The following is a 26,613-nucleotide window of genomic DNA, read 5'->3' as shown; positions in this document are numbered from 1 at the left end:
TTTTCTATTTTTTTTGGTTAGCTTCAAAACGCTTTTTAGTCATTAAGGTTGCAACGGCATTCGCTGGGTCATCAGGCCATGGGTGTTTTGGATAACGGCCTTTCATTTCTTTTTTAACTTCAAAATAACCCGCCTGCCAAAAACTAACTAAATCTTGTGTGGTTTGAACAGGCTTGCCAGCAGGGGATAATAATTGAATCAACAACGGGATTTTATTATTACAAATAGATGGCGTTTGTTTTAAGCCAAATAAACCCTGAACTTTAGCGCCTAAAATAATGTGATCTTTTTTATAAATTAATGACACATTGTCACCAGATGGAATGCGCCATTTTAAAGGAAATAACTGATCAAATGTTTGCATCAACGAAAACCCAATTAAACTGGTTAATGCTTCTTTTAAGTTGATTTGGCTAATGGATTTTTTGTTTTCTAAATAGGGCAATAACCAACTTAAATTTTGCTCAAGTTCGTTTTTATTAAATTGAGTAAAGGCATTATGATTATTTACCGCCCACTGTAATCGATTAAAAAACGATTGTTGATCATCAGTTGATAATAAAATATCAATACCGTTTTGTTTGAAGTTTTCTAATAATGCCTGGGTTAATTGCTCTTTATTTAATTTGGCGGGTTGCTGGCTTACGATAATTTTACCCAATGTTTTTTGAGTAAATCCTTTTAGGCCATCTTTACTTGTAATTAATTTTTCAACCAATAACGGTTCGATATCTGTAAATGATAACGACACCCAGCTACTGATTTTGTTTTTACCGTCATGGCCGTTACCAAACGAAATGCTATCCAAAATTAAAATCCATTGAATGGACTCATTTATATTAGCGCTATCAAAACTCTGACCTTGAACATTAACAAATTGATGTTTTTGTCTGAATGCAATTTGACTTGGCATGGCGTGTATTAATGCTTGGTCTAAATGAATGTCCTCACGTTTATATGAGTTTAATTGTTGCTTCCAGCGTTGTTGCTGTTTTTTAATGGGGTGATGGTTATTTAATTGATTCACGTAAGAGGTAAATTTTCTTAAATCGTTATCCAGATTGTTTTGTGTACTTTGTTGTTCTTCAATAAAACTGGCTAAGCGTAATAACGTTGCATTATTAGGGTTATTGCCTGCTAAATCTAATAACATGGCAACAGGCAGTGAACAGCCATATTTCACTAAGCGTTTTGCAAGTGCCTGATCAAATTGTTGGTTGTCATCTATCAGTTTTAATTGAGTTAATAATGATTTGCATCGATTGATTTCAGACAGTTTGGGCTTTTCTAATAAGACTAAATCGTCTAAATCTAAACCCCATAATTTAAGTCGTAAATAATACAAACTAAAATCTTGCTCAGTAATGGCGCTTGGGCTTTGTGCCACTAACACTTGGTCTTTGCTCCACATAGAGGTGTAATGACCTTCGCCTTGTCTGCCCGAACGACCGCAACGTTGTTGACTGCTGGCTAAACTGATTTGTCTGGTGAGTAAGGTATTTTGGCCTTTATTGTTAATCTGTAAAAAACGTTCTTGGCCAAAATCAATGACTTCACGAACACCGTCAATAGTTAAACTGGACTCGGCAATATTAGTTGATAAAATAATTTGTTTAGGTTGGGTTAAATTAAATACTTTTTGTTGTTCTTCTAAATTTAATTGGCCGTGTAAAATAAATGCAGAGGGAATTGCATTCGAGAAATGTCTAATCTCTTTTTTACCCGCCAAAAATACTAAAATATGCCCCGCACTTTTTTGTTGGCGTTGTAAAATATAATCAACCTGATCTGCAAAATTAACCGCTGGATTATAAACCTTACGAATATCAAATAACTTGCCTTCACTTTTTATTAACGGCCAATCAAGATGCTTTTGTAATAGTTCGGTATTGAGCGTTGCAGACATAATGACGATTTTTAATTCATCGTTGTAATATTCTTTGCAAGCAAGGGTCATAGCAAACGCAATGTCGTTTTCAATGCTGCGTTCATGAAATTCATCAAAGATCACACAGTCTGCATCTAACAATTCTGGATTAGATTGTAAGATATTAATAAACACACCTAACGTCATAACTTCTATTTGAGTGTCGTTAGATGTTTTGTTTTCAAAACGAATTCGATAACCTACTTTTTTTCCCACTTCACTTTCCACTAACTGACTCAAGCGTTTAGCACTATTTAAACAGGCTAATCGTCGAGGCTGAAGCAAATAGATTTTTTTGCCCGCTGTTAACGTTTCAAGTAACCATAACGGAACTGTGGTTGTTTTACCTGCACCAGGAGGCGCTTGCAAAATAACTTGAGAATGCTCAAACAAAGCGGTTTGAAAATCTTGTTTGCAGGCGTGTATGGGAAGAGTGATCATAAAAGGAAATATTACATAAATACTAAAAGTGGTTACAGTATATAGTCTCAAGCAAAAGAGTCCACTTTCTACTCAATAACGCTCATCCCTTTTTTATATAGTGACACCCACTCAAAGCCCCGAGCTTTCAATAGACACCCACTATTAAGTAACAAAAATTTACGAAAAATTATCTGACAAATTTGAAATGGTTACCTAAATTTAATATAACTCTAAAAATATTGGTGTTTTTTATGGCTGTTAAGAGATCTGCTCAAATTGATTTATCGGTAACCAGTATGTACAGCTGCTGTACACGCTCGGTGCGCAAGGCGTTTATCTTAAATTCTAAAAAGGGGATTGATCGTCGAAAGTGGATTGAAGACCGTATACTATTTTTAACAACGATTTTTTCAATTGATGTGTGTGCTTATTCTGTGATGTCAAATCACTACCATGTTGCACTGAATGTACACCAATCTATAGCTAAATCGTGGAGTAAACTTGAAGTGCTAACTCGATGGAGCAAAATTTACAAAGGAACTGAGTTATCTCGACGATATTTGAATGGTGATAATTTGTCAGAAATAGAGTTGGATATTGTAGACGATTTTGCTGAAATCTGCCGAGAAAAGCTTTTCGATATTAGTTGGTTTATGCGCAATATCAATGAACCGTTAGCGCGAATTGCTAATAAAGAAGATGGGTGTACAGGGAGGTTTTGGGAGTCACGCTTTAAATCACAGGCGTTGTTGGATGAAAAGGCATTGTTAACTTGTATGGCGTATATTGATTTGAACCCAATTCGTGCAGGTTTGAATGACGAATTAAAAAATTCTGATTTCACTTCGATTAAATTAAGAATTAACAAAGCTAAAAAAGTAAAAAATCCTAATCATATTAATCAACAAGAAAAAAGGTTGAGTAAATTGACAGGTGGTTATTCAGATTCTAAGAAGAATGATATCCCAATTAAGCTTACTTCGTATTTTGAGTTAGTTGAGTGGACAGGTAAACAAATTCGAAAAGATAAAAAAGGGTATTTACAAAAGGACTCGCCAAAAATATTAGAAGAATTGAGTATTGATGCTTATGAGTTTGTAAATGCAGCACAATATTTTGAAAGTAAATTCCATCGATTGATTGGTTGTGTTGAAAATATTTATTCTGCAATGAAAGTGTTAAACCTTAAAAAATCAAAAGGTAGTAAGTTTGCGATGAGCTTGTTTGGAAGTTAATGGATGATGTTAAATTTTCATGTTCGATTTGTGTTGAATGTCGGTAGGTGTTTTTTATAAGTTAAGTATTGGAGTGGTATTATCGATGTTGAATGTAAAATTTAAATGGACTATTTGAATTGAGCGCTACTTATATGTTTTTTAAATAATCTAAATAAAGTGAAGTATTTTATTGTGTGTATGATTTAATAAAGTGGGTGTCACTATTAGGTAGGGAGCTAATGTAATTTTAAAATTAATAATGGTGATGTTTTTGAAGTAACAAATAAAGGCCCTTGTTTTATTTATGTAATTGAATAAAGTGGGTGTCATTTTTATAATTTTTATATTATTGAATAAAGTGGGAGTCATTTTTATAAATATTTATTTTATATTGTTTTTGTTTTTTTTTAAGGCTTTAGGCTTTGTGTTCTTAGCCCATTAAATCAAGTGGTTTAATGGGCTGTGACGTGAAATTATTTTAAAGCATCAAAATGATAGTCTAAATGTTCGTCGATAAAACTCGCTATAAAATAATAGCTGTGATCATAACCCGATTGCATGCGTAAATTTATTGGGTGGTCGTTTTTAAAACAGGCTTTTACTAATGATTCAGGTTTAAGCTGTTTACTTAAAAAATCATCCGCATCACCTTGATCAACAAACAACTCTAAACGCTGTGTTGCATGTTGAATCAAACAGGTTGCGTCCCATTGTTGCCAAGATGATTCATCCTCTCCTAAATATCCCGTAAACACTTTTTTACCCCATGCGCAGTTTGTAGGATTAGTAATAGGTGCAAATGCAGAAACAGATTGGTAGGTGTTTGGGTTTTTAAGTGCACAAATTAATGCACCATGCCCACCCATTGAGTGTCCTGATATTGATTTTTTATCGTTTACTCGAAAGTGTTCGCTAATTAATGCGGGTAATTCATCTACAACGTAATCATACATGTTGTAGCTTTGAGCATAAGGCTCAACCGTGGCATTAATATAAAATCCAGCACCGGATCCAAAATCATAACTGTCGTGTTCATTTGGGTAGTCTGTGCCCCTAGGGCTAGTATCAGGACACACAATCGCCAAACCTAATTGCGCGGCTTTTTTAAATGCGCCTGCTTTTTGCGTGAAGTTTTCATCAGTGCAAGTTAAGCCCGACAACCAATAAAGTACGGGTACTTTTTTGGTTTCTGCTTGCGGTGGTAAAAAGATTGAAAAAACCATGTCGCCTTTTACACTGGTACTTGCATGTCGATAACGTTTTAACCAACCGCCGAAGGTTTTTGTGCTGGATAATAATTCCATTAGCTTACCTTATTTGTCGAAAAGAATGACTGAGCGAATACTCTTACCTTCGTGCATTAAATCAAATGCTTTGTTGATGTCTTCTAATCCCATTGTATGAGTAATAAACGGATCAATTTCAATTTCGCCATTCATATATTGCTCAACATATCCTGGTAGTTGACTGCGACCTTTTACGCCACCAAAAGCAGAACCTTTCCAGACTCGTCCGGTTACTAATTGAAATGGTCGAGTGGTGATTTCTTGTCCGGCTCCGGCTACTCCAATAATAATGGATTCGCCCCAGCCTTTGTGACAGCACTCTAATGCTTGGCGCATCACTTGAACATTACCAATGCATTCAAACGAATAATCAACGCCGCCGTCGGTCATATCCACAATCACTTGCTCAATAGGATCGCTAAACTTTTTAGGATTAATACAATCTGTCGCGCCAAATTCTTTGGCCATTTCAAATTTAGATTCGTTAATATCAATGGCAATAATTTTACCCGCACCTGCCATTCGTGCACCTTGAATCACCGATAAACCAATGCCGCCTAATCCAAAGACAGCCACAGTATCGCCTTTTTCAACTTTGGCTGTATTTAATACTGCGCCAATACCGGTTGTGATGCCGCAACCTAATAAACATACTTTTTCAAGAGGTGCATCAACGTGAATTTTAGCCAATGAAATTTCAGGAATCACACTGTATTCAGAAAAGGTGGATGTGCCCATGTAATGAAAAATAGGCTCGCCATTTAAGCTATAACGACTTGTACCATCAGGCATCAAACCTTTGCCCTGTGTTTCACGTACCGCTTGGCATAAGTTGGTTTTACCAGACAAACAAAATTTACACTCGCCACACTCAGCCGTATAAAGAGGAATTACATGATCGCCGGCTTTTAACGACGTCACGCCCGCGCCTACTTTTTCAACAATGCCAGCACCTTCGTGTCCTAAAATTGCAGGAAATATGCCTTCAGGATCGTCACCTGATAATGTGAATGCATCAGTATGGCAAACTCCCGTTGCCACAATGCGAACTAACACTTCGCCTGCTTGTGGATCTTGTACGTCAATTTCTTCGATCGTTAATGGTTGGCCTGGACCCCAAGCAACCGCTGCGCGTGACTTCATATTGAGTTCTCTATTTTAGTTTGAATGTATTGCATTTATACCAGTAATTGTTGTTGGTGTAATCCTAAAATAATGTATGATTGGCAAAAGTGGTGGTTACATAAATGAAAAAACTTTGATTAATTGGTTTTCAAAAGCTATTAGGTAAATTGATTTACCTTCGTGATATTTAAATTGGGGTAAGTAATTCTCATTATTACAATATAATCCTTTGTTTGAATTAGTTTGATTGATAAATTAATAGTTCGTACGTTGTAACTCAACACTAAGTTAAATATAATGATTTTAATTTTATAAGGAGTTTGTATGAATACAGTACCATCCAATAAAAGTTATGGGGTTGCTGTTTGCCTGTCTGGAATATTTGGCGTGGTTGGCGTGCATCACTTTTATTTAGGTCGATATATCGAAGGTATTATCGATTTTTCAATGTTTGTTTTGAGTATGTATTTCTTTTACACGGGACAGATTTGGTTAGCAGTTTTATTCTTTCTTGTTGATGGTATTCACACTTTTGTTGTGACAATTATGCTTTTGACAGGTTCGATAAAAGATGGGGATGGCAAATTGGTTTGTTATCCTGGACAAAAAATTAAATATAATGAGGAATTTTAAATGACTGAAATGACAAGCGGCGCTGAATTACCAGTAAGCGAAAAAGGCTTTGTACCCACTTTATTACTTTGCTTCTTTTTAGGTGGCTTTGGTATTCATAGATTTTATGTTGGTAAAGTCGGTACTGGTATTTTAATGTTATTAACTTTAGGTGGATTAGGAATCTGGACACTTATTGATTTTGTATTTATCGCTATTCAAAAGTTTACTGATAAAAATGGTGCGGTAATTAAAGCTGATTAACTTAGTATTAATTACTTATATAAAGGCGCGAAAGCGCCTTTTTTATAGGCTTAATAATGGGTGTAATAATAGGCGTAATATTTTTATTCTAATTCTTTTAACTGTTCTAAGCGTTCGTCAATTTCAGGGTGTGTACTGAACCAGCCTGTTATTTCATCATCGATATCTGCTGTACTTTCTGTATCGTTTTTCATTTCTTGGAAAAACAAGTCGTAACCTTCAATATTGCTATGTGTCGCTTTTAAGATGTTTAGTGCTGTTTTGTCTGCTTCTAATTCCTGATCTCTACTGTAAAAATGTAAACTTAACTGGCTAGTTAAATCAGACAGCGTTGAAATACGAGAATAATCATTTGCAATAAACGAAAAAATTAACTGTATTGCCAGTCCGCGCCCCATGCCTGCAATAGCATCTCGATTAATCACATGAGATATTTCATGAGCTAATACCATATCAAGAGAAGTTTTAGATTCTGCATGCTCTAGTTTATCGATCAGTCCTTGAAATACAAATATGTGTCCACCTAAAGTTGCAAACGCATTCACTTCTTTGCTATCTATTAAATGCACTGAAATAATAAATTTAGGATCAATTTGAGCATTTTTCAGCAATATATTCACTCGTTTAATTAAATATTCGCTTGTTTCGTTTTGGATAACATCATCAGATAAGTATTTCGAAGATAATACTTCATAAGGTTTTACAAATTGTTTTTCAGCTGAAAAAGGCACTATTTTGGCTAGTGTAGGTGCAAATATTATTATCAATAATACTAAAGAAAAAACAGAGCTAAAAAATATAAGCAAATACATTTTCATTTTTTTAATATCAGCATCCTCGGATGCGGGTGGTTGGTATTTATATGAGTCTGACATGTTTTCTCCTAGCTATGTTGAGTTATTTAGTTTGGTTACGTTACCTTGTTTTTAATATTAAACCAACTCTTCCAAAATACCATCCAAAAACAAATAACCTTTTTCACTTAACCATATTGATTGATTATTATGCAATACCAAAGATTGATCAATAAATTTTTGTAATCGATTAATCACATCCTCTTTGTTTAAAAAACTATTATTTTTAATTTGGAGCCAACTGATGCCTTGTTTTAAACGAAAGCCATTCATTAAGCATTCAAATAATAATTCGTCTGTTGCAACAGGCTCATTTATTAATTGAAGCGGTTGGTTTAAGTAATTACTTGGCTGTCTGGTGCGGCGAGTTCGGTTGATGGTTTTGTTGAGTGTCACTTTGCCGTGTGCGCCTGCACCAATGCCGATGTAGTCGCCAAATTGCCAGTAGTTCATGTTGTGTTTGGATACTAGATTATTTTTGGCATAGGCTGAAATTTCGTATTGATCAAAGCCTGATTCTTTAATAAATGCCTGTCCCTGTTGTTGTATGTCAAACAAAGCATCGTCAATGGGTAAAACCGGCTGGGTTTTATAAAACTCGGTGTTGGGTTCAATGGTTAATTGATACCACGATAAATGCGTTGAGTTTAATTGTACCGCTTGTTTTAAATCGAACAGTGCATCGTCAATACTTTGATTGGGTAAACCATACATTAGGTCGATGTTGAAATTTGAAAAACCAATTTTCTTTGCGTGTTCAATGGCGTTAATGGCGTCATCGCTATTGTGGATTCTGCCCAAATCTTTTAAAAATGAATCTTGAAAACTTTGTACGCCAAGAGATAATCGATTGATACCAGCGCGGTAAAAATCTGCAAATTTTTCTTTTTCAAAGGTGCCTGGGTTGGCTTCTAATGTGATTTCAATATCTGATTTAAATTCAATGTTGTTTTTTAAGAACACAATTAAATCGGTGTAAAACTGTCCCGACATCAAACTCGGTGTGCCGCCGCCAAAAAATATTGACTGTAATGGTCGATTTTGAATTGAGGGTTTTTGGCTGATGAAATCTTTTTTTAATTGTTCGAGATATTGCGCTTCTGGAATTTCATCAAAAGTATGAGAATTGAAATCACAGTAAGGGCATTTTTTAACGCACCAAGGTAAGTGAACATATAAACTTAATGGTACGTTAATAGGTAAAGCTTGATTAGTATCCAAGGTGTTTTAGTCGCTCAAGTAAGATCGCAATGGCTTGACCACGATGGCTAATCGCATTTTTTTCTTGTTTGCTCAACAGTGCTGACGATTTTTTTAAATCGCGTACTTCAAATATTGGATCGTACCCAAATCCGCCTTCACCGATAGGCTCTAGCAATAAATCGCCTTCCCATGTTGCTTGGCAAATAATAGGTGTAGGGTCTGTTTCGTGACGCATAAATGCAATGACACAAACAAAACGCGCGGCACGATTGGTTTTGCCTTGCATGTTGTCTAGTAATAATTGAAGGTTTTGTTTGTCGTCACACGCATCGCCTGCGTAACGTGCCGAATAAATACCCGGTGCGCCATTTAGTGCGTCAACTTCAATGCCTGAATCATCTGCAATACTGGGTAAACCTGTGTGCTTGCATGCGTGTCTTGCTTTAATGATGGCGTTTTCTACAAAACTTAAACCGTCTTCTATTGCCTCTTCAAATATGGTTCCGTCAAAATTGAATTCACTTTGCGCAATCATTTGAATGTTTAATGGTGCAAGTAAATCAGAAAACTCTTTTAGTTTGCCTTTGTTGCCTGATGCCAAAACCCATTTGATATCGCTTGTTTGTGTGCTCATTGAATAAATACTTCTTTGGTGAATTTAAAAGACTCTGGTTTTGAGGTTTCATCAAATTGAATGTCTATTTTAAACCAGTAGTTGTCGCTTTCGTATTTACGAAAGGTGGCTAGGTAATACACACTTGTTTGTTCTTTGTGAATGATTAAATCTAAATTCACTTCTTGGCCTAATAAATTAAACGCAGACAGTTTAATTGAATGAGGCTCAAAGGAAGTATCAAAACCAGATTCATTATTTTTAAGGGCTACAATATTTAATAGGCCAATATTTTTAGAGCGGGGTAAACCAGACTGTTTGGCAACATCCGGATTAATATCCGTCGTATTAATGGCTGTATATTGAATGGTGTATTCGCCAAAAGTTTTATAAAAATCAGGCTCGGCGGCCATTGCAAAAGTGGTAACTAAAGAAAGTATAAAAATTGAAATTAAACGCATTTTATCGCTCCAAATAATAGATGGCGTATTCACCAAAGAAGTTTGGCCACAGTTTTAAGCGCCAAGTGGATTCGTAATTTTCGTTAACAACTAATCGTTTTTTTACTTTAATATTTAAGGACACACACAGCGCTTCAAAATCTTTAAACGTACAAAGGTGGATGTTCGGCGTGTCGAACCATTTATGTGGTAACGCTTCTGACATTGGCATTTTACCTTTTAAGCCAAGATAAAAACGTGTTGTCCAATGACCAAAATTAGGGAAAGTCACAATGGCTTGTTTGGATATGCGCATCATTTCTTCGATCATTTGGTCAGGTTGTTTTAACTGTTGTAATGATTGCGCCATAATGACTAAATCAAAACTGTCGGCACCTAAATATCCTACGCCGTCATTCAAATCTTTTTGAATACAGCTCACTCCACGTTCAACCGCGGTGATGATTTTTTTAGGATCAATTTCAACGCCGTAACCGGTGACGTTTTTGTGTTCGATTAAATGGGCTAATAATTCACCATCACCGCAACCTAAATCTAAAACGTGTGCACCTTGTGGAGCAAGTTGGCTTAATAACGTTTGATCTTTACGCATGATTTTGCTCCTTAGTGTCTGTTTTTAAAAAGGCCGTTAAACAATTAACGTAATCATCAATTGGGAATAAAAAGGCATCATGACCTTGAGGGGCGTCGACTTCTAAATACGACACACTTTTACGTGCGGCTAATAATGCTTGTACGATTTCTTCACTTCTAGATGGTGGAAAACGCCAATCGGTAGAAAACGAAACGACTAAGAATTTTGCAGTGGCTTGGCTTAAACATTTTACTAAGTCGCCATCGTGATCGCATGTAGGATCAAAATAATCTAATGCTTTGGTCATTAACAAATAGCTGTTGGCATCAAAACGAGAAGAGAATTGTTCGCCTTGATAACGCAAATAACTTTCTACTTGGAAGTTAGCATCAAAATCAAAACTTAATTTGCCTGTCTTTAATTCACGACCAAATTTTTCACGCATGGCATCGTCAGACAAATACGTAATGTGACCTAGCATTCTGGCAAGAATCAAACCCTGTTTAGGGTAGGTGTCTTTTTCTAAATAATGACCGTCATGAAATTCTGGGTCAGACGAAATCGCTTGGCGCGCCACTTCGTTAAAACCAATGTTTTGTGCAGTCAGTTTAGGTGCGCTGGCAATGACCACTGCTTTTTTAACAAGCTGAGGGTAATCAATGCTCCAACGAATCACTTGCATGCCACCCAAAGATCCACCAACAACAGCAGCCCAATGTGGAATGTTCAAACGCTGCATTAAGCGATATTGGCTTTTGACCCAATCGCGCACTGCCATAATGGGAAAGTCAGGACCGTAAACTTTGCCTGTTTCAGGATTGATGCTTGTAGGGCCTGTAGATCCATGACAGCCACCAAGGTTGTTTAATGACACAACAAAATAGGTGTTTGTGTCGATGGCTTTACCTGGACCGATGCATTCATTCCACCAGCCAGGTTTTGCATCGCCTTCGTGAAAGCCTGCTGCATGATGGTGGCCGCTTAGCGCGTGGCAAATTAGCAATGCATTGGATGCATCGTCATTTAACGTACCATAGGTTTCGTACACAATATCGTACTGTGCAATTTCGCGTCCGCTACGTAGTAGCAAAGGCTCATCAAAGTGCGCAGTTTGTGCAACAACGTTGCCGATTGATTCGACGTCATTGGATGACATGGCAAATACCGTAAAATTTAAAAGAGGTGAATTATAAACGTATGGGGAAGGATGCGAAACAACAAAAAGAAGGGGATAAAAATTGACTGCCTCTAATTAATTAAAGGCAGTCGAGTGACTTAAAAACCGAAGAACAATCCGCCTGGATATCCAACTAAAGCGCCTGCTGGAAGTAGGGCTATATATTTAATAGCTTGCAGTGCCAAAATCGCCAGTAAAAATGATAAATCTAGCATGCCTACTTGAATATTAAGTTTTCGAAATGGCCCTATAAATGGCTCAATGATTTGAGTAATAAATGCGATAAATGGGTTGTATTGACCTGCAAGCAAAAAGCTAGCAATCGCAACAATAAACATTGAAAAACTTAAAACAGTGATTAGCGCTCCTGCAACTGCCAATAAAGCTGCTAAGAAAAACTGGGGCGTAGTCACATAAAACCCATTACCTGTTATTGCAAATACCAATGCGCCAAATACAAGTTGGGTTAAATAAATAGCCACTAAACAGGATGTGTCCATCAGCCCAATACTTGGTACAACTTTACGAAGTGGTTTGATAATCCAATTCGTGATTGAAAGAGTGGTTTGACCTAAAGGGTTATAAAAATCCGCACGGCCAAGTTGCCCTAAAAATCGTGCGGCAAAAGCAATACATAAAAACATTGCCGGAAGATTGACCAATATCATTGAGAATTCTTGCATAGTGTCCTCGTTCTCTTTATTAGTTTTAATTTAAGTTTATTTCTAAATGTTTAATTATTTGTAACTTTTCAACTCACATCCAAATTTGAAAAGTTACCGATTGTACTGAATAGATATAATTATTTTGCTAAAACTTTCGATAATTCAACACTTTTGTCAGAACAGGCTTGCATGGCTTGTTCAACGATATCTGAAAGCTGATTCTTTTGAAAGTTTAATATGGCTTGCTCAGTAGTGCCACCAGGTGAGGTCACTTTCTTGCGAAGTGCTTCAGCCGTTTCGTCAGTTTGATCTAACATTCTAGCTGCACCTAAGGCAGTTTGCACAGTTAATGCTCGTGCCGTTTCTGCGCTAAGTCCTTGTTTAACTCCAGCTTCTTGCATGGCTTGCATAAATAAGAAGAAATATGCAGGAGCAGAACCAGCTATTGCAGTCACCGCGTGTATGTCATGTTCACTTGGAACCCAAACGCTAATGCCAATGGCGTCAAATAATTTTTTGGAAAAATCTTTTTGATTCTGTGTCACTTGTGCGTTTGCATGTAACCCGCTTGCACCAGTTTGAACAAGCGATGGCGTATTTGGCATACAACGTATCATTGGAATATTGCCACCTAACCATTGCTCAATTGTTTTGATTTCAAGACCTGCTGCAACGGAAATGACTAAATTATTATGCTGTTGCACAGATTGAGATATTTCATCGCATAACACTTTCATGCCCTGTGGCTTAACAGACAATACTATAACGTCAGCTTGTGCTATTAAATCTTGATTGTTCTCGCATAACTGAATGCCAAATGACGTTTTAAGGCTATTGAGTCTTTCTTTATTACGATTACTTGCAAAAATATCCTGAGGATCAAAACCTTGTTTTACTAATCCGCCGATGATCGCGCCAGCCATGTTGCCAGCACCTATAAACCCTATTTTCATAATGTAGTTTCTGCCTAATTCTGTTGGTTTAATTTTTAAATGAAAAGATTTTTTGTTTGACCTGTGCTATTTAGTCTCGTTGACCAAATATGGCGGTGCCAATTCGAACTTGAGTGCTACCATTTAATATAGCGGTCTCAAAGTCTTGACTCATGCCCATAGACAAGCAATCTACCGTAGCAAAATCTTTTTGAAGTTGCTGATATATTTGGTCTAGTTGCTTATATTGCAAGGCAAGCTCTTCAGTAGGGAGCGATTTTTCGCTGATTGTCATTAACCCTCTGAAACATAACCGCGATTGTTTGTGGATTAATTGTGCCATTTTGTAAATTTGAATGTATAAGGGTTGTTCTAATATTGTTCGATTATCGTTAATGAAGTCAGCAATAACCCCTGATTTCGCAGGATCTTGGCTTATATTAACTTGAATTAAAATATTCAGCGGGGCAAGATTCTCAGGGCGTTGTGCTTGTAATCGTGCTATGATTTTTTCACGGCAAACGGTTTGAACCCAATCAAAATTTTGTGCAATTAATTGTGTTTTATTTGATTGAATCGGTCCGATAAAATGCCAAGTTAACGGAAGGTGGGCGAGTTGTTGTATTTTATCAACGCCTTCTTGAACATAATTTTCGCCAAATTGCGTTAATCCACATGCATAAGCGTCTTCAACGGCTTGAGCGGGAAAACGTTTACTAACGGCTAATAATTGAACGGTGTGATGATGAGATATTCGTTTTTTAGCGTATTTCTTGATCAGATCAAGAATATTTTTGATTCGGTCGTTCATATTGTGCATTATCTTTCAGAACAAATGAGAAAAAGTAGGTATAAAGCCTTATTTAAAAGGTATTGTACACATTGCTAAATATTTTACTTGGCAAAAATTACGAATCCTAAATTTTCTTTTATGACATCACTTAGGCATCCAACAGTAGATGCGAAACACAGGGCTGCTCATGGACATTACAGAATTACTAGCATTTAGTGCAAAACAAAATGCTTCCGACTTGCATTTATCTGCAGGTTTACCGCCACTTATTCGTGTCGACGGTGAAGTTAGACGCATTAATTTACCTGCTTTAGAACATAAAGAGGTACATGCGTTAATTTATGACATTATGAATGACAAACAGCGTAAGGATTACGAAGAATTCTTAGAGACTGATTTCTCATTTGATATTCCTGGTGTGGCGCGTTTTCGTGTAAACGCTTTTAACCATAACCGTGGAGCCGGTGGTGTATTTCGTACTATTCCATCAAAAGTATTAACTATGGAAGATTTGGGCATGGGGGAAGTGTTCAAAAAAATCGCCAGTGTGCCCCGTGGTATTGTGTTAGTAACAGGACCAACCGGCTCTGGTAAATCTACTACATTAGCAGCCATGATTGATTATATTAACGATCATCGCTTTGACCATATTTTAACCATCGAAGATCCGATTGAATTTGTTCACACATCAAAAAAATGTCTGGTTAACCAGCGTGAAGTTGCCCGTGATACATTAGGCTTTAACGAAGCATTGCGCTCAGCACTGCGTGAAGATCCCGATGTGATTTTGGTAGGTGAGCTTCGAGATTTAGAAACCATTCGTTTGGCTTTAACTGCTGCAGAAACCGGTCACTTAGTATTTGGCACGTTGCACACCACCAGTGCTGCAAAAACCATTGACCGTATTGTGGATGTATTTCCAGCTGAAGAAAAATCCATGGTACGTTCGATGTTGTCTGAATCATTAGAGGCTGTTGTCTCTCAAACATTATTGAAGAAAAATGGCGGCGGACGAGTAGCTGCTCATGAAATTATGATTGGTACTCCTGCGATTCGTAACTTGATTCGTGAAGCAAAAGTGGCGCAAATGTATTCTGCCATTCAAACCGGTGCATCTCTTGGAATGACCACATTAGATCAAGCATTAAAAACATTAGTGCAAAAAGGCGTGATTTCAGTTGAAACGGCGCGTGCAAAAGCTAAGCAGCCTGAGTCATTTTAATAGTTGAGAAAATATAAATTAGGCTTTTGTTTGAATCTTGAAATGGTTTTTAAGATTCAAACAGAGCCTTTTAAGTTTATAAATAAGCAAGCCATCGGATGGTAGTTTTAGATTAGCCGTTTGCCAAATATAGAGTTGGTAAACTCCATAGACATTTGACTAAGAGTGAATTTCCACAATGGAATTTGATACCTTACTTAAATTGATGGTAGAAAAAGGCGCTTCGGATATGTTTATCACCGCAGGCGTGCCACCATCAATGAAAATTCACGGCAAAATTGTTGCAGTGACCAAAGCCCCTTTAAGCCCTGAAAAAGCCAAAGAGCTTACGTTGTCAGTAATGACTGAAAAACAACGTAAAGAATTTGAAGAAACCCTTGAGTGTAACTTTGCGATCAGCGCGCGGGGTATTGGTCGTTTTCGTGTGAGCGCGTTTAATCAACGAAATCTTGCGGGTATGATTTTACGTCGTATTGAAGTGCGCATTCCTAAAATTGAAGAATTAAATCTACCACCAATTATTAAAGACTTAGCCATGACAAAACGTGGTTTGGTTATTTTTGTTGGGGCAACTGGAGCGGGTAAATCCACATCCCTTGCCTCGATGATTGGTCATCGTAATCGTAATTCTCGTGGTCATATTATTTCAATTGAAGATCCAATTGAATTTATTCACCAACACGAAAGCTGCATCGTGACCCAGCGCGAAGTTGGCATTGATACGGAAAGCTACGAAATTGCATTGAAAAATACATTACGTCAAGCACCTGATGTGATTATGATTGGTGAGGTACGTTCACGCGATACAATGAGTTATTCAGTTGCGTTCGCAGAAACCGGACACCTATGTCTGGCAACGTTACATGCTAACAACGCTAACCAAGCATTGGATCGAATTGCGCATTTTTTTCCAACTGAAATGCAGCGTCAGTTGTGGATGGATTTATCATTAAATCTTAAAGGAATTGTTGCTCAGCAACTAATTCCAACACCAGATGGCAAAGGCCGACGCGCTGCGATTGAAGTGTTAATTAATACACCATTAGTTGCCGATCATATTCGCAAAGGCGAAGTACATTTATTAAAAAGCTTAATGGCGAAATCTGGTGAATCGGGTATGCAGACTTTTGACCAAGCGTTATTTAGATTGTTTGTTGATGGTGAAATAACTTATGAAGATGCCATTGCACATGCTGACTCAAGTAATGATTTACGCTTAATGATCAAACTTGATCAAGAAGGCGGAAGTGGTGAAGCATTGAATGCACGAACTAAAGGCTTAACTTTGCAAGGTGATGATGGCGGATTTGAAAATAATTTTTAAAATCCCAATTTTAAAACCCCAGTTTTGAAATCGAAATTAGAAACCGAATATAAATGACTTTATATTCGGTTTTTTCGTTTTTAGAAACAAGTTTACATGTTTAAACCTCTGATGTAGCAAGATTTATCTTTCTAAATCAGAGATTCCTTAAGTGAAACAATCTAATTAATTATTATCCTGTAAAACACCTAAAACAGTGTCGAATACTTGTTTTCGAATTGTGTCAGATTCATTAATTAAATGATGGTTTGCTTCGGGTATTTTAATTAAATTTAAATTTGAAAAATGCTCAATCAAATAATTCTGGTTAAACTTAAAATCAACAATACTATCTTTTTGACCCTGGATAATTGTAAATTCTTGTTTATAAACCCCATATTTTTTGATTGATTTTTCCCATTCATGATGAGCCTCTACCCAGTTTTTGGACAGTTTTTTGATTACAAACGGTTCTTTTTTTAACCATTTTTTAAATGCTTTATTGTGTGAATTATTGCGAAATTTTCTTGGAATACTCGGTAATATCCACCCACCAATTTTATAAAAAAATTTAGATGTGCCCCATAATTTAGATCGGATTAATGGCGCTAACATAATTGTTTTTCCAGACCAGGGTGTAGATTGAGTTGCTAATAAATCAATGATACCCACATTGCCAGTACTGTGACCAATGACGTGAATGGGTTGAGTAAAAAATGCATTAAAATGATTAAATGTTGTAAGTAATATAATTTGATAGGTAGAAAAGCTATCGATCTGAGACCTAACTCCACTGCTTAATCCATGACCAGGTTGATCAAAAACAATGACATTATAATTTTGACTTAACAGGAATTGTATAAATAAATGATTGAAACCAGCGTGATCCAAATAGCCATGACTGAGAATGATGGTTTCAAATTTTGAATCGAGTAAAAATACTTGAGCTGCAATTTCATATTGATTGACACTAAATTTGTAAAAATAATGTTTGGCTAAATTAAAATCTATGTCATAAAAAAAATAAGATAAATATTTTTGGCTTAATAATCGTAATTCATTTGAAGGAGGATTTTGTGGAATGGAAAAGCTCGAATTTACAGGGTTTAAATCAATCGTATTTGCTAAAAAAGCAATGTCCTCTTTAGTAAATGCGAAAGATTTAAACGTAATTAATCCTGTTAAAATTAGCCATCCTAGCCGTTTAGTACTCAAAATATTCACTATAAAACGGATTTTAAAACGTCTATTAATGTTTTCATATTACTTTGAGTGTCAATTGAAATACGTAAGTAATCGCTTATTTTAGAGTCTTTGAAATATCGAACGAGTACACCATTTTCTTTTAAATCTAAATATACTTTTTCAGCATCGTGTTTAAGCGGTTTTGCCAAAATAAAATTTGCTTTGGACTCAATACATTCAAACCCAAGCGCTTGTAATTGTGTGTGTGTCCACGCTCTTGTTTGAATTACCTGATCGCAACAAGATTGAAAATAATCCACATCTTGCATGGCAGCTTGGCCAGCAACAATAGCTAATTGGTCAATTGGGTAAGAATTAAATGAATTTTTAACCCGTTGTAAGGCTTCTATTAAATGTGGCTGACCGATTGCAAAACCGATGCGTAACCCCGCTAATGAGCGAGATTTTGAAAAGGTTTGAATGACTAATAAATTTTCAAACTCGTCAACTAGGTTTACTGCACTTTCTCCGCCAAAATCAATGTATGCTTCATCAATAATGACCACTTTATTAGGATGTTTTTTAAGCAGTGTTTTAATTTCAGCAGGTTCTAAATATTTACTGGTGGGTGCATTAGGATTGGGAAGAATAATGCCGTCAGTGTTTTCTGAAATTGAATTCACATCGATTGAAAAGTCATCCTGTACTGGAAATTCAATGGCATCAATATTATATAAGTTGGCGTAAACCGGATAGAAACTATAAGTAATATCAGGAAATGCGATTGGTTTTGCCTTTTTAAAGAAAGCGAAAAAACTATGCGCTAACACTTCGTCCGAACCATTGCCCACAAAAATTTGATTAAGCGGTTTGTTGTAAAAATCAGCAATAGATTGGCGTAATTTTGTCGCTTCTGGATCGGGATAGCGTTTTAATAAGGTGCGATCAAAGTGATCAATTGCTTCAATGACTTTAGGGGACGGCGCAAATGGGTTTTCGTTAGTGTTTAATTTAACGTATTCGCGGTTTTGTGGTTGCTCGCCCGGAACATAAGGGGTGAGGTTTTTTACGATGTCGCTCCAAAACTGGCTCATTGTGGTACCTTTATAAACGCTTTAAAAAGTAAATTTTAACGTATTGTTAGGTGAATTGCTTCAAAAAAGAGTGGTTTGAAAAATTGAAATAGTTGCCCTGTTGCAAAGAGTGTTTACAATGGAGCTTGAACCCTTTTGTGTTAGAAATTATGAACTTATTTTATCCCTATTCAATTAAACAAGGTGCTGTATTTGCCTATCCAACTGAGACGGTTTGGGGCTTAGGGTGCTCACCTTTTAATTACGATGCGGTTATGCGCATTTTAGATATCAAACAGCGTAATGTGGATAAAGGTTTGATTTTACTAGTTGGTCAATGGGAGCAACTTGGGCAGTTATTTGAACAATTGCCCGCGCAAGATAAAATGCGCTTAAATCATCCCACATTGGAGCCCACAACCTATTTGATTGATCATCATGATTTGATACCCAGTTGGATTACAGGTGTATTTGATACAGTGGCCGTTAGGCGCTCAAGCAATGCTTGGATCAAGCAGGTTTGCGCGCAACTAGGACACCCAATTGTGTCTACTTCTGCCAATGTTAGCGGGCAAGATACCGTGCGTAATAAATTTGTGGCCACCAAACAGTTTTATAACCAGGTTGATTTTATTGCTCCAGGTGATATTCAAGGTAACACGTCACCCAGTCAAATCATTCATTTAGCCACCCAAAAGAGAATTCGTTAATGTCTATTGATCAATATGCCGTAGTCGGTCATCCCATATCTCACAGTAAATCACCAGCGATTCATACTGAATTTGCACATCTCACTAACCAGTCATTGCAATATACTGCCATTGATATTGAGCCAGAATTATTTGAACAAACAATAAATGAATTTTTTGAAAATGGTGGTAAAGGCTTAAATGTGACCGTACCTTTTAAAGAAAAAGCTTTTGCTTATGCTCACCAGTTAAGTGATCGTGCTAAAACTGCTCAAGCCGTTAATACCTTAATACTCAATAAAGACGGGACAGTTACAGGTGATAACACCGATGGCGCAGGGCTTGTGAATGATTTATTACAATCTACCCAATTAAAAGATAAGCGTATTTTAATTATTGGAGCAGGCGGTGCATCAAAAGGTGTGTTATTGCCTATTATTGAACAAGTGCCACAATCCATCACAATTGTGAATCGAACATTTAGTAAGGCACAATCTTTAGTAGAGCAGTTTTTACCTTATTATAAGGCGATCAATGCAGTTGAATTAGAAAAAATAGAAGACTGCTTTGATGTGATAATCAACGCGACCTCAGCTAGTTTACAAGGGCAGTCATTAAGTATTAATCCAAATATCATTAATGAAAATACAGTATGTTACGACATGATGTATGGCAAAGACGATACTGTTTTTAACACTTGGGCAAAACAACAAGGCGCCAAAAAAGTGATTGATGGCTTGGGAATGTTAGTTGGGCAAGCCGCCTTTTCGTTTTATTTGTGGCGCGGTGTTACACCTAAAACCGATTCGGTTATGCAACAAATAAGAGACAGTATGAAATGATGTTTACCCGATTTATAAAAAAATCAGTATGGTTGATTTTTCTGATTCCAAGCGTTTTGTTTGGATTTGAAGACTCTGTAGAGGTGGGGCAGTTTGTGATTCAGCGTCAGCATTTACAAACAGTCGTTCGACATTTACAGACAAATCAAACTGATTTTTTATCAAATAAATCCGGTGAAGTTAAATTATTAAATTTTGAAAAAAAACAAGAACTTTTAGATATTTGGCAAGCAGTTGCCGAATACACCATTGCATTAGAGGCATTGAGTCAATCTAAAGAGGGGTATTACTTTTTTAAGCAAAAAGAGCGAAGTAAAGATTTTTATTTGCATTTTACCTCGATGTCCTCTGCTTATCATTTTGCTTTAGATTTTATTGACGTGATTGAAAAGGATGATTCACTTAGAAAAATTTTAGATCAATCAAATGAAGACTTAGGTCTTGGAGATGGAGCCTATAAAAAATTCAAACGTCATTTTTTAGATGTAACGCTTGCCACGCGATATAGTGCATTATATTTAACTTATAAAACTTATGAAGTGCGTCCACCTAGTATCATTCAATCCATTATTGATGAAGATCGTGAACAAATAGTTAAATACGGTAAAGATAAAGGTGTAAAAATGAGTTTTTTTAATGCTTTGGATGTTGTGAAGTCTGGGACATTTAAAGCTTGGTTTCCTGTGCAAAAAGGCATTGCTAATACTATGGGCAGTATTAAATTTTGGCGAAATGGACAATCATTAATCAGTATTGAAGACGTGCATAAAGTTTTACCCATAATGCAACCTGGTGACGTGTTGTTAGAAAGGCGTGAGTGGCAAGCCACCAATATTGGTATTCCAGGTTTTTGGACTCACACAGCCATGTTTATTGGAAACGAGTTCGAACGAGATGCATTTTTTGATGATGAACAAACCACGCAATGGATAAAAAGACAGGGGATTCATAGCGGACGTTTTAGTGAATTATTAAAACGAGATTACCCTTCTGCGTTTATTAAAAGTACGCAACAAGAAGAAGGTTTTGATATTCGAGTGATTGAATCCTTAGCAGAAGGTGTGATTTTTACATCATTAGAGCGATCATTTGCAGCAGACTCCGCTGCTGTATTACGACCAAGATTAACTAAGCTAGAACGCGCAAAAGCGATCTATAACTCATTTTATTTTGAAGGGTTGCCGTATGATTACAACTTTGATTTTCTTACAGATGATGCATTGGTCTGTAGTGAATTAATTGTGAAATCGTATTTACCAAGGCATGATCAAAAAGGCATTGAATTTCCATTGAAGTTAACCGCTGGACGATTATTAATGCCAGCTAATCAAATTGGAAAATTGTATTCAGAACAATATCAAACAGATAAACAGCAATTTGATTTGGTTGTGTTTTTAGATGGTAATGAATCCGATAAAGCGTCTTATTTTTCTGACGAAGCCTCTTTTATAAAAAGTTGGAAACGTCCTAAGTGGCATATTATTATTGCCGAATAATTAGATTAAATTTTTCTACAAATTAAGGAGTACACATATGACATTATTTAAAATATTTACTTTAGCCATACTTGTTTTCATGACAGCATCTTGCCAAGTCAGTATGCAAAAACAATATCCTAAGCCTCAGGACAATACATTTACATCGATACCAAAACAATCTTTGAAAAAAGAAGGGTTCTGGCTTTCACTTGAAACAGGGCAGGTAATAGAGTTGTTAGCTAATGGTGATTTAATTTTAAATCGATTCGGCTCACTAGAGCCTGAGAGCTATACTGGAGATAAATTTAAAGCTGAGCTTGATGTACAAAACCAATTAGTGATTACTTTAAGTGATAACGCCTCACTCAAATTTCAGCGACCTGCCAACATTGATTCTAATCAATTGTCTGGACAGTGGTTTTTATACACAAATGATGGTGATTATGAAAATAGTCAATTGCTAAGTTACCAAGCTGATGGATATCAATTTGAAAGTGTCGAATTATTTCACGATGACCAAAGCTATAGTCAATACAGTGAATTTTTACCTTATCGATTTTCAAATGGATTTGTGTTTGAAGATTATTTTGTAGATGGGCAGTCGTATTGGTATTTTTTAGTAGAATCAACAAGCGAATTTAAAACGTATATTGATGAAGATGGATCAATATGGACAGAAGAAAAATACACCGATCAGCCTCATGTTATTGTGCCGCCTGGTTATTTTAATGAGTCTTTTTAAAAGATATATTTATAGCTACTGACAGCCTGTTGTCAGTAGCTTTCAAATACTATGTGTTTTCTTTTTATCTAAGGCAAACACATGATTACTCTATTCCAACCCAACTCTTTATTTGGCCTTCCCAATGCCAGCCCATTTTGCTTGAAGTTAGAAGCCTTCATGCATTGGCAGTCTATTAAATTTACCTCTAAATTCGCGATTCCAAACCAAGGCCCTTTTCAAAAAGTGCCTTTTGTTGAATATAAAGGCACACGCATCGGTGATTCTTCTTTTATTATTGATTTGTTATTAAAAGACAATCACATCGTTTATGACCAATCATTAGACTTAGCAAAAGGCCATGCATTTTCTAGAATGATGGAAGAACATGTGTATTGGGCAATTGTCTATTTTAGATGGATGGATCAAGATGTTTGGCCTAAATTACGCGATGCTTTTTTTGGTGGGATTCCTTTTTTTGTACGTCCTTTTATTGTTAACTCAGCGTTCAAACAGGCAAAGTCAGCCTTAAAAGGTCAAGGAATGGGGCGTTTGTCAAATAAGTTGATATTGGCCAGAATTGAACAGGATTTGAACGCTTTAAGTGAAGTGCTTAGCCAGCAGGATTTTATTTGTGGAGACGCAATGACTCATTATGATTTATCTATTTGGGCGATATTAAGTCAGTTTATGCAGTGCGATTTAAAGATTCAATTATCAAACGTGACAGAGAATAAACCTGAATTAAAAGAATATTTAAAACGTGTGAATCAACAACTTCAACCAGTTTGGCCAAATGCAGAGCAGTTTGAAATATTTAGTTAATACCGTTGTTGTTCAATAAAGGCTTCTAAGTTTTTGTCAGGTTGAACCAAAAAAGTAGCTTTGTGTTTTTTAAGACTTTGAATACGGTCAATTCTAAACGCTCTAAAATCTTGGCGAGTTTCACACCAACTTGCCACGGTCCAATCTTTTCCCCAAAATGCCAACGCTAATGGCCAGAATATTCGGGTTGTTGAATTATTATGTTGATCTGAATATTCAATTTCTATTTTGTTTTTTGAATCCACCGCTAAGCGTATGATGGATAAATACTCTGCAGTTTGCGGTTCGATTAATTGCAATGGCGCATGAATTTTAGATTGGCTCATTAAATGTAAATTAGACTTGGGTGTCACGGATTGTATTTTGTCTAATAGTTGTTGTGCTGCATCGGCTAAAAACGGGTCAGCAATCGCTTTTACTAGCTTAGCGCCTAAATTAAGGGCAATTAATTCATCTTCTGATAAGTGCAGAGGCGTTAAGTTAAAATTTTCGTCTATCCAATAACCTTTGCCTGTCTGGCTGATAATAGGAATGCCCGACACACTTAATTCATTTATATAACGATACACACTGCGTGTGGAAATATTTAGTCGATCTGCTAAATATTGCGCGGTTGTAAATTTTCGACTGCGAATGATTTGTGTGATCTGAAATAAAAGATGGGTGCGACTCATAAATTAAGCAAATTGTTTTTTTAATTGATGGTGATTATAAACGATGAGGGGGTGAAAAGGGGAGGAGGAATTTTGTGTTTACTATAAAGCACAAGGATGTGCAGCTAGCGACTGAGTATCCAAGAAAGGTTCCCTTTCGCTAGGATACTCATCAAGCTTTTAATTTCATCAAGGATGATGAAATTAAACTTACTAGTGATTCTCTTTAACTTGGTTAATAGTATATTTTGGTACTTCTACAATTAAGTCTTTATCAGTAACAATCGCCTGACAACTTAAACGGCTGTCTGGCTCTAAGCCCCAAGCTTTGTCTAAATAATCTTCTTCTAACTCGTCCGCTTCTTCTAATGAATCAAACCCTTCGCGTACAACAACGTGACAGGTTGTACATGCACATGACATTTCACAGGCATGTTCGATATCAATGTCATTGGCTAATGCGGCTTGGCAAATAGTTTGACCGGGTTTTGCTTCAATCACTTTACCTTCAGGGCAAAGATCTTCGTTAGGTAAAAATACGATTTTTGGCATGTTGATTCTCTTATAAATTTTTTAATCTGTTTTAAAAAACGGATTAGTTTAAATAATAGGGTGTTTAAATTTCGTTTACTGACTTTCCAGTTAGCACTGCTTTTACGCCTGCATTCATTCTGCGTTGTGCAAATTCGTCACTGTCATGGGTTAATTGATCCATTTTCTGGCGAATGGTTTTTTCATCTTGCTTGTACAAAACCATTTTTAATTCAGCAACGGTTAAATCTAAGTTATTAAATTCTTCTTCATTTAATAATGCTTTGCCGTCTTTTTTAAGCGCTGCACTGATCGCTTCAATCACGCGTTCTGCTTCAACACGAGTCTCAGCAAGTTGGCGCGCGTCTTTGTCTTCGTCAGCAAAGGATTGCGAGTCTTGTAGCATTTGAATCACGGTGTCATCGTCTAAACCAAAAGAAGGTTTTACTGTAATTTCACTTGATATGCCACTGATACTTTCTACTGCACTGACCGTTAAAATGCCGTCGGCATCAATTTGGTAGGTGACTTTAATTTTTGCAGCACCCGCAGCCATCGGTGGAATACCACGTAATTCAAAACGTGCAAGTGAGCGACAGTCACTGACCATGTCACGTTCGCCTTGAACAACATGAACTGCCATAGCAGTTTGGCCGTCTTTAAATGTCGTAAATTCTTGAGCACGGGCAACGGGAATAGTTGTATTTCGGTTAACGATTTTTTCAACCAAACCGCCCATTGTTTCAATACCTAATGAAAGTGGACACACATCAAGTAATAATAATTCGTCACTGCTTGCGTTACCAACTAATAAGTCTGCTTGTTTAGCAGCACCTAATGCAACCACTTCGTCTGGGTTGATGCTTGTCAAAACGTCTTTTTCAAAAAACTCGCTGACTTTTTCGCGTACTAATTTGGTTCTGGTTGAACCACCGACCATTACAATTTGATCAATCTGATCTTTGCTTAAACCCGAATCTTTTATTACGCGTTTAATGGTACGAATGGTTTTTACAACTAATGGTAAAATTAATTCGTTAAATTCTTCTAAGCTTACATGGCCTTGCCAGCTACCTTGAGTTGTTGAAAAGCGCGCTAGTACTTTTTTCTCAAAGCCTAATGCTTCTTTTACTCGGCATGCTTCAGTAAGTAGATGTCTGCGTTCACTTGGGGTTAATTTTTCGCCAATGTTTGCTTTTTTCTTGAAGTATTCAACAAGTGCTAAGTCAAAATCGTCACCACCCAGTGCAGTGTCGCCACCTGTGGATAATACTTCAAACACACCTGCGTTTAGATTTAAAACAGACACATCAAATGTACCGCCACCTAAATCGTAAACAGCAATGTGGCCAGTGTGTTGGCTTTGTAAACCATAAGCAATGGCAGCAGCCGTTGGCTCATTAATTAAACGTAAAACATGTAAACCTGCTACTTTTGCAGCATCTTTTGTGGCTTGGCGTTGTGCTTCGTCAAAATATGCAGGTACGGTAATGACCACGCCATCTAGCTTGCCGCCAACAGAAAGCTCTGCGCGTTTTGCTAATACTTTTAATATTTGTGCGCTGACTTCAACAGGTGATTTATTACCTTGAACGGTTTTAATTTGAACCATGCCTTCTTGGCTGTCTTCAAATTCGTATGGCATATCTTTTACGTCTTCAAGGCCTCGGCCCATACAACGTTTGATCGACACTAATGTGTTTAGTGGATCAAGTTGAGCTTGTTGTTTGGCATCATAGCCCACAACAATTTCGCCATTTTCAAGGTAACGCACAACAGAAGGGAGTGACACTCTGTTTTGTTCGTCAGGCAATGCGGTTGCTGTCGCTGAACGCATGACAGCCACTAATGAGTTAGTTGTACCTAAATCAATACCAACAGCGTGTTTGTGTTGGTGTGGGTCTGCACTTTGACCGGGTTCTGCAATTTGTAGTAAAGCCATAGGAATCTAATTCTGCTCTTTAA

27 protein-coding genes are annotated in these 26,613 nt (G+C 36.7%); 10 read left to right on the top strand and 17 right to left on the bottom strand.

Going from position 1 to position 26,613, the window contains the following annotated elements:
* Nucleotides 1-4: 4 nt before the first annotated feature.
* A complete protein-coding gene (gene hrpB, locus TYM08_RS16890) occupies nucleotides 5-2,368 on the bottom strand; it encodes an ATP-dependent helicase HrpB (protein WP_422380324.1) in 2,364 nt (787 codons plus the stop codon).
* 233 nt (nucleotides 2,369-2,601) lie between these two features.
* Between hrpB and TYM08_RS16885 the strand changes: the two genes are divergently transcribed.
* Nucleotides 2,602-3,585, top strand: a complete 984-nt coding sequence (locus tag TYM08_RS16885) for a transposase (RefSeq protein WP_422380323.1) — start codon at nucleotides 2,602-2,604, stop codon at nucleotides 3,583-3,585.
* Between the two features lie 455 nt (nucleotides 3,586-4,040).
* Here the strand turns inward: TYM08_RS16885 and fghA are convergent, their stop codons facing one another.
* Nucleotides 4,041-4,871, bottom strand: coding sequence for an S-formylglutathione hydrolase (gene fghA / locus TYM08_RS16880; RefSeq protein ID WP_422380322.1), 831 nt, complete (start codon nucleotides 4,869-4,871; stop codon nucleotides 4,041-4,043).
* Between the two features lie 9 nt (nucleotides 4,872-4,880).
* A complete protein-coding gene (locus TYM08_RS16875) occupies nucleotides 4,881-5,996 on the bottom strand; it encodes an S-(hydroxymethyl)glutathione dehydrogenase/class III alcohol dehydrogenase (protein WP_422380321.1) in 1,116 nt (371 codons plus the stop codon).
* Nucleotides 5,997-6,302: 306 nt separating this feature from the next.
* On the opposite strand from TYM08_RS16875, the gene TYM08_RS16870 reads away from it, so the two are divergent.
* On the top strand, nucleotides 6,303-6,611 hold the full coding sequence (locus TYM08_RS16870) for an NINE protein (protein WP_422380320.1): 309 nt from the start codon (nucleotides 6,303-6,305) through the stop codon (nucleotides 6,609-6,611).
* Nucleotides 6,612-6,854 (top strand): NINE protein, encoded by a 243-nt coding sequence (locus tag TYM08_RS16865; protein ID WP_422380319.1) that lies wholly within the window; start codon nucleotides 6,612-6,614, stop codon nucleotides 6,852-6,854. It begins immediately after the preceding gene.
* An 83-nt stretch (nucleotides 6,855-6,937) separates the two neighbouring features.
* On the opposite strand, the gene TYM08_RS16860 is transcribed toward TYM08_RS16865, so the two are convergent.
* From TYM08_RS16860 to TYM08_RS16820, 9 genes are all read right to left on the bottom strand, one after another.
* The gene (locus TYM08_RS16860; RefSeq protein WP_422380318.1) at nucleotides 6,938-7,729 is read right to left on the bottom strand and encodes a M48 family metallopeptidase; all 792 of its coding nucleotides are present in this window, start codon (nucleotides 7,727-7,729) and stop codon (nucleotides 6,938-6,940) included.
* A 57-nt stretch (nucleotides 7,730-7,786) separates the two neighbouring features.
* Nucleotides 7,787-8,929: a radical SAM family heme chaperone HemW gene (hemW, locus tag TYM08_RS16855; protein WP_422380317.1), complete on the bottom strand. Its 1,143-nt coding sequence runs from the start codon at nucleotides 8,927-8,929 to the stop codon at nucleotides 7,787-7,789.
* Nucleotides 8,919-9,545, bottom strand: coding sequence for an RdgB/HAM1 family non-canonical purine NTP pyrophosphatase (gene rdgB, locus TYM08_RS16850; protein ID WP_422380316.1), 627 nt, complete (start codon nucleotides 9,543-9,545; stop codon nucleotides 8,919-8,921). The genes hemW and rdgB overlap by 11 nt, the downstream gene beginning before the upstream one ends.
* On the bottom strand, nucleotides 9,542-9,985 hold the full coding sequence (locus TYM08_RS16845; protein ID WP_422380315.1) for a DUF4426 domain-containing protein: 444 nt from the start codon (nucleotides 9,983-9,985) through the stop codon (nucleotides 9,542-9,544). Before TYM08_RS16845 ends, rdgB begins: the two co-directional genes overlap by 4 nt.
* Before the next feature lies 1 nt (nucleotide 9,986).
* Nucleotides 9,987-10,577 (bottom strand): methionine biosynthesis protein MetW, encoded by a 591-nt coding sequence (gene metW / locus TYM08_RS16840; RefSeq protein WP_422380314.1) that lies wholly within the window; start codon nucleotides 10,575-10,577, stop codon nucleotides 9,987-9,989.
* Nucleotides 10,570-11,715, bottom strand: a complete 1,146-nt coding sequence (metX, locus tag TYM08_RS16835; protein ID WP_422380313.1) for a homoserine O-succinyltransferase MetX — start codon at nucleotides 11,713-11,715, stop codon at nucleotides 10,570-10,572. The genes metW and metX overlap by 8 nt, the downstream gene beginning before the upstream one ends.
* 119 nt (nucleotides 11,716-11,834) lie before the next feature.
* Nucleotides 11,835-12,419, bottom strand: coding sequence for a YggT family protein (locus TYM08_RS16830; protein ID WP_422380312.1), 585 nt, complete (start codon nucleotides 12,417-12,419; stop codon nucleotides 11,835-11,837).
* A 119-nt stretch (nucleotides 12,420-12,538) separates the two neighbouring features.
* Entirely contained in the window at nucleotides 12,539-13,354 is an 816-nt protein-coding gene (proC, locus tag TYM08_RS16825; RefSeq protein WP_422380311.1) for a pyrroline-5-carboxylate reductase, read from the bottom strand.
* 70 nt (nucleotides 13,355-13,424) lie between these two features.
* Nucleotides 13,425-14,144 carry a YggS family pyridoxal phosphate-dependent enzyme gene (locus TYM08_RS16820; protein ID WP_422380310.1) on the bottom strand — a complete coding sequence of 240 codons (720 nt, stop codon included), beginning with the start codon at nucleotides 14,142-14,144 and terminating at the stop codon, nucleotides 13,425-13,427.
* A 169-nt stretch (nucleotides 14,145-14,313) separates the two neighbouring features.
* Between TYM08_RS16820 and TYM08_RS16815 the strand changes: the two genes are divergently transcribed.
* Nucleotides 14,314-15,348, top strand: a complete 1,035-nt coding sequence (locus TYM08_RS16815) for a type IV pilus twitching motility protein PilT (RefSeq protein ID WP_422380309.1) — start codon at nucleotides 14,314-14,316, stop codon at nucleotides 15,346-15,348.
* A gap of 178 nt (nucleotides 15,349-15,526) precedes the next feature.
* On the top strand, nucleotides 15,527-16,672 hold the full coding sequence (locus TYM08_RS16810; RefSeq protein WP_422380308.1) for a PilT/PilU family type 4a pilus ATPase: 1,146 nt from the start codon (nucleotides 15,527-15,529) through the stop codon (nucleotides 16,670-16,672).
* Nucleotides 16,673-16,837: 165 nt separating this feature from the next.
* Here TYM08_RS16810 and TYM08_RS16805 read toward each other — a convergent pair whose 3' ends face one another.
* Both TYM08_RS16805 and hisC read right to left on the bottom strand, forming a co-directional pair.
* Complete coding sequence (locus TYM08_RS16805; protein WP_422380307.1) at nucleotides 16,838-17,866, bottom strand: alpha/beta hydrolase; 1,029 nt, start codon at nucleotides 17,864-17,866, stop codon at nucleotides 16,838-16,840.
* 8 nt (nucleotides 17,867-17,874) lie between these two features.
* The gene (gene hisC, locus TYM08_RS16800; RefSeq protein ID WP_422380306.1) at nucleotides 17,875-18,930 is read right to left on the bottom strand and encodes a histidinol-phosphate transaminase; all 1,056 of its coding nucleotides are present in this window, start codon (nucleotides 18,928-18,930) and stop codon (nucleotides 17,875-17,877) included.
* Nucleotides 18,931-19,079: 149 nt separating this feature from the next.
* Here hisC and TYM08_RS16795 point away from each other — a divergent pair, with 149 nt between their 5' ends.
* From TYM08_RS16795 to TYM08_RS16775, 5 genes are all read left to right on the top strand, one after another.
* Nucleotides 19,080-19,619, top strand: coding sequence for an L-threonylcarbamoyladenylate synthase (locus TYM08_RS16795; RefSeq protein WP_422380305.1), 540 nt, complete (start codon nucleotides 19,080-19,082; stop codon nucleotides 19,617-19,619).
* Nucleotides 19,619-20,440 carry a shikimate dehydrogenase gene (gene aroE, locus TYM08_RS16790; protein ID WP_422380304.1) on the top strand — a complete coding sequence of 274 codons (822 nt, stop codon included), beginning with the start codon at nucleotides 19,619-19,621 and terminating at the stop codon, nucleotides 20,438-20,440. The genes TYM08_RS16795 and aroE overlap by 1 nt, the downstream gene beginning before the upstream one ends.
* Nucleotides 20,437-21,936, top strand: a complete 1,500-nt coding sequence (locus TYM08_RS16785; RefSeq protein ID WP_422380303.1) for a YiiX/YebB-like N1pC/P60 family cysteine hydrolase — start codon at nucleotides 20,437-20,439, stop codon at nucleotides 21,934-21,936. Before aroE ends, TYM08_RS16785 begins: the two co-directional genes overlap by 4 nt.
* A gap of 37 nt (nucleotides 21,937-21,973) precedes the next feature.
* Nucleotides 21,974-22,660: a hypothetical protein gene (locus TYM08_RS16780; protein WP_422380302.1), complete on the top strand. Its 687-nt coding sequence runs from the start codon at nucleotides 21,974-21,976 to the stop codon at nucleotides 22,658-22,660.
* A gap of 81 nt (nucleotides 22,661-22,741) precedes the next feature.
* Nucleotides 22,742-23,464, top strand: coding sequence for a glutathione S-transferase family protein (locus TYM08_RS16775; protein WP_422380301.1), 723 nt, complete (start codon nucleotides 22,742-22,744; stop codon nucleotides 23,462-23,464).
* On the opposite strand, the gene TYM08_RS16770 is transcribed toward TYM08_RS16775, so the two are convergent.
* The 3 genes from TYM08_RS16770 to hscA form a co-directional block, all read right to left on the bottom strand.
* The gene (locus tag TYM08_RS16770; protein ID WP_422380300.1) at nucleotides 23,461-24,138 is read right to left on the bottom strand and encodes a helix-turn-helix transcriptional regulator; all 678 of its coding nucleotides are present in this window, start codon (nucleotides 24,136-24,138) and stop codon (nucleotides 23,461-23,463) included. The genes TYM08_RS16775 and TYM08_RS16770 overlap by 4 nt on opposite strands.
* A 192-nt stretch (nucleotides 24,139-24,330) precedes the next feature.
* Nucleotides 24,331-24,669 (bottom strand): ISC system 2Fe-2S type ferredoxin, encoded by a 339-nt coding sequence (gene fdx, locus TYM08_RS16765; protein WP_422380299.1) that lies wholly within the window; start codon nucleotides 24,667-24,669, stop codon nucleotides 24,331-24,333.
* Nucleotides 24,670-24,733: 64 nt separating this feature from the next.
* Entirely contained in the window at nucleotides 24,734-26,590 is a 1,857-nt protein-coding gene (hscA, locus tag TYM08_RS16760) for a Fe-S protein assembly chaperone HscA (protein ID WP_422380298.1), read from the bottom strand.
* Nucleotides 26,591-26,613 lie beyond the last annotated feature (23 nt).

This window comes from Marinicellulosiphila megalodicopiae (genome assembly GCF_045862395.1).
GTDB lineage: Bacteria > Pseudomonadota > Gammaproteobacteria > Pseudomonadales > Natronospirillaceae > Marinicellulosiphila > Marinicellulosiphila megalodicopiae.
Note: the sequence above shows the minus strand (reverse complement) of the source record. Positions and strands in the feature narration are given on the sequence as shown.

What these genes read in the sequence shown, in the direction of transcription:
- metW (WP_422380314.1), bottom strand. Translation starts at nt 10,577, where the DNA reads ATGCGTAAAGATCAAACGTTATTAAGCCAACTTGCTCCACAAGGTGCA.
- TYM08_RS16875 (WP_422380321.1), bottom strand. Translation starts at nt 5,996, where the DNA reads ATGAAGTCACGCGCAGCGGTTGCTTGGGGTCCAGGCCAACCATTAACG.
- TYM08_RS16810 (WP_422380308.1), top strand. Translation starts at nt 15,527, where the DNA reads ATGGAATTTGATACCTTACTTAAATTGATGGTAGAAAAAGGCGCTTCG.
- hrpB (WP_422380324.1), bottom strand. Translation starts at nt 2,368, where the DNA reads ATGATCACTCTTCCCATACACGCCTGCAAACAAGATTTTCAAACCGCT.
- hscA (WP_422380298.1), bottom strand. Translation starts at nt 26,590, where the DNA reads ATGGCTTTACTACAAATTGCAGAACCCGGTCAAAGTGCAGACCCACAC.
- aroE (WP_422380304.1), top strand. Translation starts at nt 19,619, where the DNA reads ATGTCTATTGATCAATATGCCGTAGTCGGTCATCCCATATCTCACAGT.
- TYM08_RS16780 (WP_422380302.1), top strand. Translation starts at nt 21,974, where the DNA reads ATGACATTATTTAAAATATTTACTTTAGCCATACTTGTTTTCATGACA.
- TYM08_RS16845 (WP_422380315.1), bottom strand. Translation starts at nt 9,985, where the DNA reads ATGCGTTTAATTTCAATTTTTATACTTTCTTTAGTTACCACTTTTGCA.
- TYM08_RS16775 (WP_422380301.1), top strand. Translation starts at nt 22,742, where the DNA reads ATGATTACTCTATTCCAACCCAACTCTTTATTTGGCCTTCCCAATGCC.
- TYM08_RS16870 (WP_422380320.1), top strand. Translation starts at nt 6,303, where the DNA reads ATGAATACAGTACCATCCAATAAAAGTTATGGGGTTGCTGTTTGCCTG.
- TYM08_RS16815 (WP_422380309.1), top strand. Translation starts at nt 14,314, where the DNA reads ATGGACATTACAGAATTACTAGCATTTAGTGCAAAACAAAATGCTTCC.
- rdgB (WP_422380316.1), bottom strand. Translation starts at nt 9,545, where the DNA reads ATGAGCACACAAACAAGCGATATCAAATGGGTTTTGGCATCAGGCAAC.
- proC (WP_422380311.1), bottom strand. Translation starts at nt 13,354, where the DNA reads ATGAAAATAGGGTTTATAGGTGCTGGCAACATGGCTGGCGCGATCATC.
- TYM08_RS16820 (WP_422380310.1), bottom strand. Translation starts at nt 14,144, where the DNA reads ATGAACGACCGAATCAAAAATATTCTTGATCTGATCAAGAAATACGCT.
- TYM08_RS16770 (WP_422380300.1), bottom strand. Translation starts at nt 24,138, where the DNA reads ATGAGTCGCACCCATCTTTTATTTCAGATCACACAAATCATTCGCAGT.
- TYM08_RS16865 (WP_422380319.1), top strand. Translation starts at nt 6,612, where the DNA reads ATGACTGAAATGACAAGCGGCGCTGAATTACCAGTAAGCGAAAAAGGC.
- fdx (WP_422380299.1), bottom strand. Translation starts at nt 24,669, where the DNA reads ATGCCAAAAATCGTATTTTTACCTAACGAAGATCTTTGCCCTGAAGGT.
- TYM08_RS16885 (WP_422380323.1), top strand. Translation starts at nt 2,602, where the DNA reads ATGGCTGTTAAGAGATCTGCTCAAATTGATTTATCGGTAACCAGTATG.
- fghA (WP_422380322.1), bottom strand. Translation starts at nt 4,871, where the DNA reads ATGGAATTATTATCCAGCACAAAAACCTTCGGCGGTTGGTTAAAACGT.
- metX (WP_422380313.1), bottom strand. Translation starts at nt 11,715, where the DNA reads ATGTCATCCAATGACGTCGAATCAATCGGCAACGTTGTTGCACAAACT.
- TYM08_RS16860 (WP_422380318.1), bottom strand. Translation starts at nt 7,729, where the DNA reads ATGTCAGACTCATATAAATACCAACCACCCGCATCCGAGGATGCTGAT.
- TYM08_RS16795 (WP_422380305.1), top strand. Translation starts at nt 19,080, where the DNA reads ATGAACTTATTTTATCCCTATTCAATTAAACAAGGTGCTGTATTTGCC.
- TYM08_RS16830 (WP_422380312.1), bottom strand. Translation starts at nt 12,419, where the DNA reads ATGCAAGAATTCTCAATGATATTGGTCAATCTTCCGGCAATGTTTTTA.
- hisC (WP_422380306.1), bottom strand. Translation starts at nt 18,930, where the DNA reads ATGAGCCAGTTTTGGAGCGACATCGTAAAAAACCTCACCCCTTATGTT.
- TYM08_RS16785 (WP_422380303.1), top strand. Translation starts at nt 20,437, where the DNA reads ATGATGTTTACCCGATTTATAAAAAAATCAGTATGGTTGATTTTTCTG.